Below are 13,536 nucleotides of genomic sequence, written 5' to 3' on the forward strand. Positions count from 1 at the left end.
GGCCAGGAGGATGCAGCCATCCCCCTCGACCTCGCAGCCGCCCTCGCCGACACCGACGGTTCCGAAGTGCTCACGGTGGTGATCGGCAACCTGCCCGAGGGCGCCCGCCTCTCGGCCGGCCTCAACAACGGCAATGGATCCTGGACCCTTACGCCCGGGCAACTGATCAACCTGGAGCTGATCCCGCCTGCCAACTGGAGCGGCACCGCAACCCTCACCGTGCAGGCTCACGCACGCGAGACCTCCAACGGCAGCGTCGCCACCACCGAAGCCACTCTGCAGGTTCAGATCGCCGCCGTGGCCGATGCACCGCGCATAGAGGCGAGGGATGTGACAGGTCGGGAGGACACGACCATCACGCTCGACTTGTCGGCGGCCCTTACAGACGCCGATGGATCGGAGACCATGATCGTGAGCATCCTCGGCATTCCGGACGGCTTCACGCTGTCCGCCGGCACCGCACGCGGCGAAGGCGAGTGGCGTGTGCCGGCCGGAGATCTGCAGGGCCTGAAACTGATGCCTCCGGAGGACTGGAATGGCACGTTGAACCTGACGATCCAGGCCACCAGCACCGAGACGGGTTCCTCAGGCTCCGCCATGGGCAGCAAGCCGTTCACGGTGACGATCGATCCGGTGAACGATGGGCCGGAGCTGACCCTGACCGCCGCGGAGCATGCGGAGTCCGGTGACCACCAGGCGGAGGCCATCGGCATTGCGCATGCACAGGATATCGACAGCACGCAGCTCAAGGGCGCCGTCATCACGCTCTCCGGAGCGCAGCCGGGCGACAGGCTCGATCTCGAAGGCTTCACCCTGCACAGCGAGAACGGACACACGATGATCGGTGGCACCGGGATCGAGCTGATTGGGGGAGCCTATGCGGACGGGTCGGGGACCCTGACCCTCAGCGGTCATGCCTCCCCCGAGACCTACGCGGCCGTGCTGCAGTCCCTGATGCTCGAGAGCGGGGATCGATCAGGACTGGCCGCCGGCACCCGCAGCATCGGGGTCGTGCTGTTCGACAGCGATGGCGCTTCTTCGGCGCCGCAATCCGTGGATGTGGTGGTCGACGAGGCGAAACCTGTGGAAGCGCAAGGGCAGGACATCGCCGCCCCGGGCTTCGAGACGACGCAGAACGGTGCCGGATCGGACATCATCCTCCTGATGGCCGATGAAGGCACCGACATGAGCCAGGGCGCGAACGGTTCATGGACGGAGCAGATCGACAGCGATCACTCCTCGGGTGCCTCCCACTCCGTGGCCAGCTTCGACCAGCCAACTGCGGACGGCATCCAGGGGATCGATGATCTCCAAGCCGACGCATCTCGGATACACTGGGCCTGATCATCGGCAGGCGGAGCGGCGCATGCGAGGGCGCCACTCCGCCGAAGCAGCCTCATTGGGTGCCTGGGGTCGGCACGATTGGCACATCCGCAGGTGCGGTTTTGTCGTCGGAGGGCGTGTCGTCCTCCAAAGGTTCGAGAGGATCCAGCGAAGGCAGCTCGGGCAGGGGCCCCGGAACATCGGGCGGTTGCTCTGAAGGCTTTGGCGTATCGGACATGGGATCTCCATTCACGGGGTTGCTCCCTTGGGAAAGCGCAGGCGCCCGACGCGTTCCCCTTGAAAGGCATATTGTCGCCGATCGAGGGCACTGGCGTGTCATGCAAGGCGTGCCGGAACCCTGGTCGGACTGAGCCGTTGCCTCACGTTCACTGCCGAACAATGCACCCGTGTGCCCGCTGCGTTGATGCTCTGTGCGGCGGTCGTGTCACCTTAGCCTGATTGCTCTCAAGCGGGGCGGTCGGTCTCTGCCGTGCCGAGGGAGGTCCCGATTGAGTGCAAGCCAGAATCAGCCATCGCCCGCGCTCGAGAAGATCCCGATCACCCTCACGGTCAATGGTGAGGCCAGGACTGTGGAGGTTCTGCCCTGGACTGTCCTTCTCGATCTCCTGCGCGATCATTTCGGTCTGACTGGGACCAAGAAGGGTTGCGATCATGGGCAATGCGGCGCCTGCACGGTGCTGGTCGACGGCAAGCGGATCAATTCCTGCATGGCGCTTGCGGTGATGAAGGATGGAGCGAGCATCACGACCATCGAGGGGCTCGCCGCAAACGGAGAGCTGCATCCCCTGCAGCAGGCTTTCGTCGATCATGATGCGTTCCAGTGCGGCTATTGCACACCAGGCCAGATCTGTTCCGGCGTTGCTCTCATCCAGGAGGGGAGGGCGCGCACGCGGGACGAAATCCGCGAATGGATGAGCGGCAATCTCTGCCGATGCGGCGCCTACAGCAACATCGTCGATGCCATCGAGCAGGTGTTGGGCTCGAACACGGAGGCCGCGCGATGAACCGCTTTTCCTACCTGCGGGCCGCCAGTGTCGAGGAAGCCGTGAAGGCGGCAGCCGCCGATGCGTCCGCCCGCTTCATCGCCGGCGGCACGAACCTCGTCGATCTGATGAAGTACAATGTGGAGCGCCCGACCCGTCTCATCGACATCACGCGCCTTCCCCTGAACAGCATCGAGGAGACCGAGAGCGGCGGGCTGCGCCTCGGCGCCATGACGACCAACGACGAGGTGGCTCACGATGCCCGCGTGCAGAGCCGCTATCCGCTGCTCGCCAGCGCGATCCTCGCCGGCGCCTCGCCGCAGCTGCGCAATGCGGCGACGACCGGCGGCAATCTTCTCCAGCGCACCCGGTGCTATTATTTCTATGACACGGGCACGCCCTGCAACAAGCGCGAGCCCGGCGCGGGCTGTCCGGCAACCTTCGGGCGCAATCGCATCCATGCGATCCTCGGCACGAGCGACCACTGTATCGCGACGCATCCCTCCGACATGTGCGTGGCCCTTGCCGCTCTGGAGGCTGTCGTCCACGTCACAGGACCGGACGGCGAGCGCGCCATCCCCATATCCGAGTTCCATCGTCTGCCGGGCGACAGGCCCGACATCGACACGACCCTGCGGCATGGGGAAATCATCACGGCTGTCGAGCTCCCGCCGGCGGATTTCGGACCCCATCACACCTATCTGAAACTGCGCGACCGGCTGTCCTATGCTTTCGCGCTGGTCTCCGTCGCGGCCGCGCTCCGCCTGGATGGCGACACCATCGGTGAGGCGCGGCTCGCCCTCGGCGGCGTAGCCCACAAGCCGTGGCGCGACAGGGATGCGGAGGCCATGCTGCACGGGCATCCTGCCGAGGCTGGAAGGTTTGCGGCTGTCGCCGATCACATCCTGCGCCATGCCAGGGGCTTTGAGGACAACGCCTTCAAGATCGATCTGGCCCGGCGCGGGATCGTCCGTGCGCTCTCGCAGGCTGCTGCGGGAACGCCGCAATCCCAGACCGACAAGAGGATCAGGTAAGGACGAAGCGGATGCTGAAAGCTCAGGGTTACGTTGGCTCCCCGCAGAACCGGGTCGACGGGCACGCCAAGGTCACGGGCGAGGCACGCTATGCGGCGGAGTTCGATGCGCCGGACCTCGCCTTCGGGATCGTCATTTCGAGCGCCATCGCCAAGGGGCGCATCAAGTCGATCGATGCCTCTGCCGCCCTGGCCGTTCCGGGCGTGGTCCAGGTCTTCACCCACGTGAACCGGCCCCGCACCGCCTGGTTCGATCACAGCTATCGCGACGACGTCGCTCCGCCCGGTTCCCCCTTTCGTCCGCTCTATGACGATCAGGTGATCTATAGCGGCCAGCCGATCGCCCTCGTTGTCGCGGACGAATTCGAGATTGCGGCCCACGCTGCTTCCCTCGTGCGCGTTGAGTACGAGACCGACACGCACATGACCGACCTCGAGATCAAGCAGAGCGAAGCCTACGTACCGCCCAAAAAGCGGTCAGGCGTCACGCCGCCGCCTAGTCCGCGCGGCGATGCCGAACAGGCCTTCGCGCAGGCGCCTGTGAGGATTCAGGCTGAGTACCGGATTGCCATCGAGCACCATAACCCGATGGAGCCGCATGCCTCGACGGTCGTCTATGAGGATGGTAAGCTCACCGTCCACGACAAGACGCAAGGCGTGCAGAACAGCCAGCGTTACATTTCAAGCGTGTTCGGCCTCTCCAGCGACCAGGTGCGCGTTGTCTCACCGTTCGTCGGCGGGGCTTTCGGCTCGGGCTTGCGTCCGCAATATCAGCTCTTTCTCGCCGTCATGGCAGCCCTGCAGCTCGAGCGCTCGGTCAGGGTGGTGCTGACCCGCGATCAGATGTTCAGCTTCGGCTATCGGCCGGAGGCCATCCAGACCATTTCGCTGGGCGCAAATCCTGACGGGACTCTCTGCTCCATCATGCATGATGCCGTCCAGGCGACCTCTTCCTTCGAGGATTACCAGGAGGTCGTCGTCAACTGGTCGAACCTTCTCTACCATTGCGACCACGTCAAGCTGACATACAGGCTGGCCCAAGTCGACACCTATACACCCAGCGACATGCGTGCGCCCGGAGCGGCGACCGGCGTCACCGCCATCGAGACGGCGATGGACGAGCTTGCCTATGCTGTCGGCATCGATCCTGTCGAGCTGCGCCTCAGGAACTACACCGAGGTGGACGAGGCCAACAAAAGGGATTTCACCAGCAAGGAACTGAGAGCCTGCTACCAGCTCGGCGCGGAGCGCTTCGGCTGGTCCAAGCGCAATCCGCAGCCGCGTTCCATGCGGGAGGGGCGGGAACTCGTCGGATGGGGCATGGCGACCGGCGTTTGGGAGGCATTCATGCAGAAGACGGCCGCTCGTGCGGTGCTGACCGCCGACGGCCATCTCGATGTCTCGACTGCCACGTCCGATATCGGAACGGGTACCTACACGATCCTGACGCAGGTTGCCGCCGATACTTTGGGGCTGCCCATGGATCAGGTAACGACGCGCATCGGCGACTCGAGCCTGCCGAAGTCCCCGGTCCAAGGCGGGTCCTGGACAGCGGCCTCCGCCGGGACGGCGGTGCAGGTCGCCTGCCGGAGCGTACGGGAGACTCTGTTCAAGTACGCCCGTGAGATGGATGGTTCGCCGCTGGCGAATGCCAGCCTCGAGCATGTCAGCTTTTCAGATGGTCGGATCGTGCTGACGAACGATCCGCAGACGGGAATCTCATTCGCCGACATCATGCGCGCGCGGGGCATCGACAAGGTCGAAGCGGAGGAGAAGGCGAGCCCTGGCATGATGACCAGCATGCGCTATTCCGGCTACTCGCATTCCGCCGTCTTCGCCGAGGTGAGGGTGGACGAGGACCTCGGCATCGTCCGGGTGACGCGGATCGTCAACGCGGTGGCCGCCGGCACCATTCTCAACCCGAAGACGGCGCGCAGCCAGATCATCGGCGGAGTCGTGTTCGGGATCGGCATGGCTCTGGAGGAGGAGTCGCTGCTCGATCACAACCTCGGACGGTTCATGAACCACAACTTCGCCGAGTATCACGTGCCGGTGAATGCGGACATTCACGACATCGACGTGATCTTCGTGTCCGAGCACGACAACAAGCTCAATCCCATGGGGATCAAGGGGCTGGGCGAGATCGGCGTCGTCGGCACTGCCGCGGCGATCGGAAATGCGATCTTTCATGCCACGGGCAAGCGGATCCGCCACTATCCGATCACCGTCGACAAGCTCCTCGGATAGAGAGGGATCACCGGCCGGGCAGCGACGCGCGCTGAGCGCCCTCACACTTGCGTTACGCCGTTGAGGTCGTCCAGACCTGTCCTGGTCGCATGGCCGTGAACCGCCGCGCAGGGATGCTCTTCGTCTGCAGCGCCCGGGCGAGGTCCCGAGGGGGCTGGTCAGCCCCCTCGTCGGTGAGCCTGAAGGTTCCCCAGTGATAGCCCAAGGCCGACTTGGCCCTGAGAATTCCGAACGCCCGAACCGCATCCTCGGGATTCATGTGGTTGGGCGCCATGAACCAGCGCGGCTCATAGGCGCCGATGGGCAGCAGGGCCACATCCGGGCCGGCATGCCGCGATGCGATGGACTGGAAGTGTCTGCCGCCGGCAAAGCCCGTATCGCCGCCGAAGTAGACGGAGCGGCCGCCGCCTCGCAGCATGAAGGAGGCCCAGAGCGCATGATTGCGGTCGTTCGTGGCGCGGGCCGACCAATGGTGCGCCGGCTCGGCGAACAGCTGAAGATCGCGCGCGAGCGAAAGGCGGTCGCCCCAATCCATAACCGTGACGGCGATGCCCGGATCGTGCGCCCGGATGATCGCGTCGTTGCCGAGTGGCGCCACGATCCGCGGGCGGTCGCGCTGCCACAGGCGCGCGAGGGTGGGCAGGTCCATGTGGTCGTAGTGGTTGTGCGAGACGAGCACCGCATCGATCCGGGGCAGCTGATCGAAGGGAATGCCTGGCGGATTGTAGCGTCGTGGTCCGGCGAACGGCACGGGGCTCGCCCGCTCCGACCAGATCGGGTCCGTGAGAACGTTGTGGCCGGCGATCTGGATCAGGAAGGTGGCATGCCCGACGAAGCTGATGCGCAGGTCACGCCCTCCGACACGGGCCGGAGGCGCGTCCTGGAACGGGCTCGGATAAGGATCGGGCCACGGCGCCGCGCTCTTGGTGAGCCGCCAGCGCAGGAAGTCGCCAAAGCCGCGGGAGGGCTCGCCGCCGGGATTGAAGAAGCGCTGGCCGTCGAAGTGATCGCTCGGAGGACCGCTGTAGTAGAAGCCGCCTTCCCGGGCCTTTGCTCCCGAGGCGGTGCCGATGACCGGGAGGGATCCGATCAGGTGTACGACTTGTCTGCGCGACAGCACGTCCTGCTCCAGCGGGAATGCGACGGTGACAGGAGCTTACGGTCTGGCGGTGGCTTGCACAATCACAAGGAGGAGAGCGAGATCGTCCGCTCCTGGACCTGTCCGATCATGCACTGAAGAGTTCCGGGTGCTCCGCTTCGACCCGCGGCAGGGCCCGCAGGATCTCCGTGAGATGGCGGCGCATGGCGTCCGCGGCGGCATCCTCGTCGCGGACGTCGATCGCAGCCATGATGGCGCGGTGCTGGTCGATCAGGGGCAGCATCGCCTCGGGGCCCGGAAGGGTGAGCTGGCACACCCGGTCCATATGCGCCTTGATGTCCTGAACCGCCTCCCAGGCTAGGGGGCAGCCAGCCCCTTCCGCAAGGGCAATGTGGAAGAGTTCGTCATAGCGCTGGAAGGCCGCGTGGTCGTCCCGGCGGGCCGCCTGATCCTGGAGTTCCAGAAGGTCGTCGATCCTTTCCCGGCTCTGCGTATCGAACGACGAGCAGGCCCGGCGCACGACCGCTGTCTCGATCGCCTCCCGAACGAAGCGCGACTCCATCATCTTCCGAACCGAGATCTTCACGACCGTCGTGCCGCGCTGGGGCTGTATTTCCACGAGCCGGGTCTTGGCCAGGCCGATCAGGGCCTCGCGGACGGGCTGACGGGAGACGCCATGGCGTTCGGCGATGTCCTGCTCTGAGAGACGGCTGCCCGGGGGGAGCTCCAGGGCGATAATGAGGCGGCGCAACTCGTTTTCGATGCGCTGGGCTGCAGAGCCATGGCCGACAGGGAAGGGGCTATTCACGATCGATCTCATTCTAATGTCGAGTTGCTACATATATTAGTGTATACTACCATACAATCGTCGACCAGAGGGCTGCGATAGACAGCTGCTGGCTCCATCCCGAGGGCCAAGGAGGCTCCCAGGATGGGTGACGATCCGGCCGAAGGTTGGGTCTGAAACAAGAAAACATCAGAGGAAGCTCAAGGAGAAGGACGATGCTGACGAAAAGGACATTCGCCGCTGCTGCGCTTGGTCTGTTCACCGCGCTGCTGAGCGGCACGGCCAGCGCTCAGACCACGCTGCGTTCGGCTGACATTCATCCGGATGGATACCCAACGGTCGAGGCAGTCAAGCATTTTGGCTCCCTGCTGGAGAAGAAAACCAACGGCCGGTACAAGGTCCAGGTCTTCCACTCCGCCCAGCTGGGTCAGGAAAAAGACACCATAGAGCAGACCCGCTTCGGCGTCATTGACCTGAACAGGATCAATATGGGTCCGTTCAACAACCTGATTCCTGAGACCCTAGTCCCTAGTCTGCCCTTCATCTTCCGGTCCGTCGACCATATGCGCAAGACCATGGACGGGCCGATCGGCGAGCAGATCCTCAAGGCCTTCGAGCCCCACGGCCTCGTGGCGCTGGCCTTCTACGATTCGGGCGCCCGGTCCTTCTACAACTCCAAGCGTGCCATCAACACGCCGGCCGATCTGAAGGGCATGAAGGTCCGGGTGATCCAGTCCGACCTCTTCCTCGACATGGTCAATGCCCTGGGCGCCAATGCGACGCCGATGCCTCCGGGAGAGGTCTACTCTGCACTGCAGACGGGTGTGGTCGACGGGGCCGAGAACAACTGGCCGAGCTATGATTCCTTCCGTCACTTCGAGGTGGCGAAGTATTACTCCCTGACTCAGCATTCCATGTCGCCGGAAGTGCTCGTGATGTCGAAACGATCCTTCGACAAGCTCTCGCCCGAGGACCAGAAAGCCGTGCGCGAGACCGCCAAGGAATCCGTGGCGAAGATGCGTGAGCTCTGGGAGGCTCGTGAGAAGGAAGCCGAGAAGAAGATCCGGGCGAGCGGCAGCCAGATCAACGATGTGGACAAGCAGCCCTTCATCGACGCGATGAAGCCCGTCTATGAAAAGTACGCCAAGGACGCGAAGGTGAAAGACCTCGTTTCCCGCATCCAGGCGATGAACTGAGTTCGGTCCTCCCGAACCAACCTGGGCCGGCTTCGGCCGGCCCTTTTTTCCCGCTGGAGATTTTGATCGATGCGCGATGGTCTTGCCGCGCTGTCCCGGATTCTCGCTGCCATAAACCGAGCGGCGCTTTGGATTTCCGGGGCCGGGCTCATTTTGATGACGGTCTTCGTCGGATGGCAGGTGTTCGGACGCTATGTGCTGAACCAGTCCCCGAGCTGGACCGAGCCCGCCTCACTGCTGCTGATGAGCTGGTTCATCCTTCTCGGCTCTGCCGTAGGCGTGCGCGACGGAAATCATCTCGGCTTCGAGATTGGTCTCCACTATGCTCCGCAAGGATTGCGGCGCATCATGCTCGGCATTACCGAGATTCTGGTTTTTATTTTCGGCGTGGCCATGGCCTGGTACGGCACTGAGCTTGCCGTGGAGACCTGGTCTGCGGCCATGCCCGGTTTGCCGATCCCACAGGGCTTGGACTATGTCCCTCTTGCGGTCGGCGGTGCTCTGATTGCTGTCTTCTCATTGGAAAAGTTCGTTCGCCTCCTCGCTCTGGGAGAGGATGTGCCCCTGGTGCGCGTGGACGAGCCTCATCTTGTTGCCGTGAAGGATTGACGCCATGGAGATGTGGGTTCTGTTCGGCGTCTTCACGCTGCTGCTTCTCATCGGCACGCCGGTCGCGTTCTGCTTGGGCATCGCTTCGCTCGCGACCATTCTCTACATGGAATTGCCGCCCGTCGTGGTGTTTCAGCAGATCAATTCCGGCATGAACGCCTTTGCCATGATGGCGATTCCGTTCTTCATCTACGCCGGTGATCTCATGATGCGGGGCGGCATCGCTGACCGCCTGATCCGTCTTGCCGCGGGCTTCGTCGGACATCTGCGTGGTGGGCTGGGCCAAGTCAACGTTGTGGCGTCGACCCTTTTTGGCGGCATCTCCGGTTCCGCCATTGCAGACGCGTCTGCCATCGGCGGCATCATGATCCCGCAGATGGAGAAGCGCGGATACGCAAAGGATTACAGCGTCAACGTGACGGTGAACGCCGCCATCATCGCGCTCCTGATCCCGCCGTCGCACAACATGATCATCTACTCGATCGCAGCCGGCGGCACGATCTCGGTGGCAGATCTCTTCACGGCAGGCGTCGTGCCCGGCTTCCTGCTCGCGGCTGCCCTGATGGTCACGGCCTATATCGTGGCGGTCCGCCGCGGCTATCCCGCCGATCCCTTCCCTGGCTTTCGGATGCTGGCCTACTTCTTCGTCTCCGCGGTGCCGGGAATCCTGCTGATCTTCATCATCTTCGGGGGGGTGCGCTCCGGTGTGTTCACCGCAACGGAGAGTTCGTGCATCGCGGTGGTGTATGCCCTGCTCGTGACGCTCTTCGTCTATCGCGAGATGAACTGGGAGAACTTCGTCGAGGCGACCCTCGGGGCCGTGCGCACCACCGCGATGGTTCTACTCGTCATCGGCACCGCCAGCGCCTTCGGCTGGCTCATGGCCTTCCTGCAGGTGCCGCAGGCGACGATCGCCCTGATGAAGGCGGTATCGGACAACCCGATTGTCGTCCTGCTCCTCATCAACGTCATCCTGCTGGTGCTCGGCACCTTCATGGACATGGCGCCGATGATCATTATCTGCACGCCGATCTTCCTGCCGGTGATCAAGGCGTTCGGGATCGACCCGGTCCATTTCGGCGTGATCCTGATCCTCAACGCGGGCATCGGGCTCAACACGCCGCCCGTCGGCTCCGTTCTGTTCGTCGGCTGCGCGGTCGGCAAGATCTCCATCGGCGAAGCCATGAAGACCATCTGGCCGTTCCTGGGGGCAAGCGTCTTCGTGCTGCTCCTCGTCACCTATATCCCGGGCTTGTCGCTCTGGCTGCCGGCCCTGTTCCGCTGATCCATTTACTGAAAGAGGCAATGATGACCATCGAAGTCCGGCAGGTATGCCATCCCGAGGCCGTGCGCCACTTCAGTTCGGCCGAACTGCGCCGCCACTTCCTGATCGAGACGCTCTTCGTTCCGGGCGAAGTGAAGCTGACCTACAGCCATATCGATCGCCTGGTGGTCGGCGGCGCCACTCCGGTGTCCGGGGCCATCAAGCTGGAGTCGCACAAGCAGATCGGCTCTCCGAATTTCCTGGACCGGCGCGAACTCGGCGTGGTCAACCTCGGTGGTGCGGGCCGCGTCCAGACGGATGGAGACGTTCACGATCTCGGCCCCCGGGATGCCCTCTACATCGCCATGGGCACGAAGGACGTCCGCTTCGAGAGCCTCGACGCCGCCAACCCGGCCAAGTTCTATCTCGTCAGCACCCCGGCGCATGCGCGCTTCGAGACGGTGAAGATCGGCCTCGACCGTGCCCGGCGCGTGGATCTGGGTGATGCGGCGAACGGCAATGTCCGCACGATCTTCCAGATGATCCATCCGGAGGTCTGCCGCTCCGCTCAGCTCGTTCTCGGCATGACGCAGCTCAAGCCGGGCAGCATGTGGAACACCATGCCGGCCCACCTCCATGACCGCCGCTCCGAGGTCTATGTCTATTTCGACATGCAGCCCGAGACCCGCGTGTTCCACTTCATGGGCGAGCCTGACGAGACCAAGCATCTTGTCGTGTCCAACGAGCAGGCGATCCTCTCGCCCGGCTGGTCGATTCATTCCGGCGTCGGCACGAGCAACTACACCTTCGTCTGGGCCATGGGCGGCGACAACCAGGACTTCACCGACATGGACATGGTGCCCATGGACGCCCTGCGCTGAGGACATGGCGATGACGTTCTCCTTCGATCTGACCGGCAAGACCGCTCTCGTCACCGGTGCCAACACGGGCCTCGGCCAGGGCATCGCAGTGGCGATGGCCCAGGCCGGCGCCTCCATCGTGGCGGTCGGCCGCTCGAGCATGGACGAGACGGAGCGCCTGTGCCGCGAGGCGGGCGCCGCGTTCCACAGCGTGCAGGCGGACCTGTCCTCCCTCGAGCCGATCGAGCGCATCGTCGGTGAGGCCGTCACCCTCAACGGCCGGATCGACATCCTGGTCAACAACGCCGGGATCATCCGCCGGGCCGATGCCATTGCGTTTACGGAGAAGGATTGGGACGACGTCATGAACGTCAATCTCAAGTCCACCTTCTTCCTGTCCCAGGCGGTGGCGCGGACGATGATGGGCGACGAGCAGGGCGGCAAGATCATCAACATCGCCTCGCTCCTGTCGTTCCAAGGCGGGATCCGGATTCCCTCCTACACCGCGAGCAAGAGCGGGCTTGCCGGCCTCACGCGGCTGCTGGCCTGCGAATGGGCGTCGAAGGGCATCAACGTTAACGCCATCGCACCGGGCTATTTCGTCACCAATAACACCGAGGCTCTGCGCAACGACCCGAAGCGGAGCAGTGAAATTCTCGGGCGCATTCCCGCAGGACGTTGGGGCGACCCGGCGGATCTCGGTGGCGCTGCCGTCTTCCTGGCCTCGCCTGCAGCAGACTATATCCATGGCATCGTTCTGCCCGTCGATGGCGGATGGCTCGCCCGGTAAATCATTTCGGAGACGCTCATGACTCGCAAAGGTTTGGCCTTCGCTTTCGACCGTGAGACCGCCTGGGAGGCCGCAGGCGAGGGGATCCGCCGCAAGGTTCTGACCTACGATTCCGGCGTGATGATGGTCCGTGTAGCATTCGAGGCGGGAGCCGTCGGCGCCGCCCATTCGCACCCGCATGTTCAGTGCAGCCTCGTCGAGCAGGGTGTTTTCGACATCACGATCGACGGCCGCACCGAGCGGCTGCGGCAGGGAGACAGCTTCCTCGTTCCGCCGGATGCCGTGCATGGAGCGGTCGCCATCGAAGCCGGCATTCTCCTCGATGTCTTCACCCCCATGCGAGACGACTTCGTCGCATCAGGCGCGTGAGCAGGTGTATGTCCCGGCAGCCGGACAGTTGAGTGCTGCTGCCGGTCTTTGCTCACGGTCCTTCGGATAGCTCCAAAAGCCAGCCCAATCCGTCCTCGGTGCGGCCCCGCGGCCTGTACTCGGCACCGATCCAGCCTTGGTATCCCAAGCTGTCGAGTGTTCGGAAAATCTCCCGATAGTTCACCTCGCCCTCGTCCGGCTCGGCGCGACTCGGAACTGCGGCGATCTGCACATGGCCGAGGAGGTTCAGGTGGGCTCTCAGCCGCGTGATCAGATCGCCCTGGGTGATCTGCACGTGATAGCAGTCGAACATGAGCTTGATGTTGCGGCGCCCGGCTCGTCCGATGACGGCGGCAGCCTGCTCCACATGGTGGAGAAGGTACCCCGGCCTGTCGCGGGGGTTCATCGGCTCGATCAGGATCGTCATGCCCGCCTCACCGGCCCTGTCGGCCGCAATCTGCAGGTTGGCAATGAAGGTGCGCTCGGCAGCCCCATTGTCGGCGGGAGAGACAATCCCGGCAAGGCAGTGGATCGCTGACGCTCGGATCGCGCTGCCATAGGACAGGGCTTGATCGAGAGCATGCAGAAACTCGCTCTCCCGGCCAGGTGCGGCGGCCAAGCCAAAATCTCCAGCGGCGGCGTTCCCGACAGGCATGTTCAAACCGAGCATGGTCATGTTGTGGGCTGCCAGCGCGTCACGCATGTGGCGTGCGGGCACGTGGTAGGGCCAATGCATCTCGACGGCCTTGAAGCCACAGGCTGCAGCGGCAGCGACCCGTTCGATCTCGGGGCGATCGGAGAAGAGGAATCCGAGATTGGCTGAGAAACGGGGCATGGTTCGTGGCTGCCTGGACGTTCATGATGCGGAGCATTCCCGTCGCACTGAACAGCAGCCTTAGGCAGGATTCAATGGTCTCAGACGTGCGCTTCTGCCTATGGGCCTGGCAAGCTCACG

General features: G+C 63.9%; 12 protein-coding genes and 1 pseudogene. 10 read left to right on the top strand and 3 right to left on the bottom strand.

Going from position 1 to position 13,536, the window contains the following annotated elements; translation table 11 throughout:
- From AC0QTX_RS16120 to AC0QTX_RS16135, 4 genes and pseudogenes are all read left to right on the top strand, one after another.
- Nucleotides 1–1,344 (top strand): annotated as a pseudogene (locus tag AC0QTX_RS16120) (hypothetical protein); the annotation flags it as partial.
- 488 nt (nucleotides 1,345–1,832) lie between these two features.
- Nucleotides 1,833–2,348: a (2Fe-2S)-binding protein gene (locus AC0QTX_RS16125; protein WP_474604832.1), complete on the top strand. Its 516-nt coding sequence runs from the start codon at nucleotides 1,833–1,835 to the stop codon at nucleotides 2,346–2,348.
- Complete coding sequence (locus AC0QTX_RS16130; protein WP_474604833.1) at nucleotides 2,345–3,361, top strand: FAD binding domain-containing protein; 1,017 nt, start codon at nucleotides 2,345–2,347, stop codon at nucleotides 3,359–3,361. The genes AC0QTX_RS16125 and AC0QTX_RS16130 overlap by 4 nt, the downstream gene beginning before the upstream one ends.
- A gap of 11 nt (nucleotides 3,362–3,372) precedes the next feature.
- Entirely contained in the window at nucleotides 3,373–5,607 is a 2,235-nt protein-coding gene (locus AC0QTX_RS16135; protein ID WP_474604834.1) for a xanthine dehydrogenase family protein molybdopterin-binding subunit, read from the top strand.
- A gap of 52 nt (nucleotides 5,608–5,659) precedes the next feature.
- Here AC0QTX_RS16135 and AC0QTX_RS16140 read toward each other — a convergent pair whose 3' ends face one another.
- Nucleotides 5,660–6,724, bottom strand: coding sequence for an MBL fold metallo-hydrolase (locus AC0QTX_RS16140; protein ID WP_474604895.1), 1,065 nt, complete (start codon nucleotides 6,722–6,724; stop codon nucleotides 5,660–5,662).
- 109 nt (nucleotides 6,725–6,833) lie between these two features.
- Nucleotides 6,834–7,514 carry a GntR family transcriptional regulator gene (locus tag AC0QTX_RS16145; protein WP_474604835.1) on the bottom strand — a complete coding sequence of 227 codons (681 nt, stop codon included), beginning with the start codon at nucleotides 7,512–7,514 and terminating at the stop codon, nucleotides 6,834–6,836.
- A gap of 194 nt (nucleotides 7,515–7,708) precedes the next feature.
- Here AC0QTX_RS16145 and AC0QTX_RS16150 point away from each other — a divergent pair, with 194 nt between their 5' ends.
- The 6 genes from AC0QTX_RS16150 (at nucleotide 7,709) to AC0QTX_RS16175 (ending at nucleotide 12,581) form a co-directional block, all read left to right on the top strand.
- Entirely contained in the window at nucleotides 7,709–8,689 is a 981-nt protein-coding gene (locus AC0QTX_RS16150; RefSeq protein ID WP_474604836.1) for a TRAP transporter substrate-binding protein, read from the top strand.
- 69 nt (nucleotides 8,690–8,758) lie between these two features.
- Nucleotides 8,759–9,298, top strand: a complete 540-nt coding sequence (locus tag AC0QTX_RS16155; protein WP_474604837.1) for a TRAP transporter small permease — start codon at nucleotides 8,759–8,761, stop codon at nucleotides 9,296–9,298.
- Between the two features lie 4 nt (nucleotides 9,299–9,302).
- Complete coding sequence (locus tag AC0QTX_RS16160) at nucleotides 9,303–10,583, top strand: TRAP transporter large permease (RefSeq protein ID WP_474604838.1); 1,281 nt, start codon at nucleotides 9,303–9,305, stop codon at nucleotides 10,581–10,583.
- 23 nt (nucleotides 10,584–10,606) lie between these two features.
- On the top strand, nucleotides 10,607–11,443 hold the full coding sequence (kduI, locus tag AC0QTX_RS16165) for a 5-dehydro-4-deoxy-D-glucuronate isomerase (protein WP_474604896.1): 837 nt from the start codon (nucleotides 10,607–10,609) through the stop codon (nucleotides 11,441–11,443).
- A 10-nt stretch (nucleotides 11,444–11,453) separates the two neighbouring features.
- A complete protein-coding gene (kduD, locus tag AC0QTX_RS16170; RefSeq protein ID WP_474604839.1) occupies nucleotides 11,454–12,212 on the top strand; it encodes a 2-dehydro-3-deoxy-D-gluconate 5-dehydrogenase KduD in 759 nt (252 codons plus the stop codon).
- Between the two features lie 18 nt (nucleotides 12,213–12,230).
- A complete protein-coding gene (locus AC0QTX_RS16175; protein ID WP_474604840.1) occupies nucleotides 12,231–12,581 on the top strand; it encodes a cupin domain-containing protein in 351 nt (116 codons plus the stop codon).
- A 52-nt stretch (nucleotides 12,582–12,633) separates the two neighbouring features.
- Here the strand turns inward: AC0QTX_RS16175 and AC0QTX_RS16180 are convergent, their stop codons facing one another.
- Entirely contained in the window at nucleotides 12,634–13,416 is a 783-nt protein-coding gene (locus tag AC0QTX_RS16180; RefSeq protein ID WP_474604841.1) for a hydroxypyruvate isomerase family protein, read from the bottom strand.
- Between the last annotated feature and the right edge of the window lie 120 nt (nucleotides 13,417–13,536).

It is taken from the genome of Microvirga sp. jy35 (assembly GCF_056148915.1).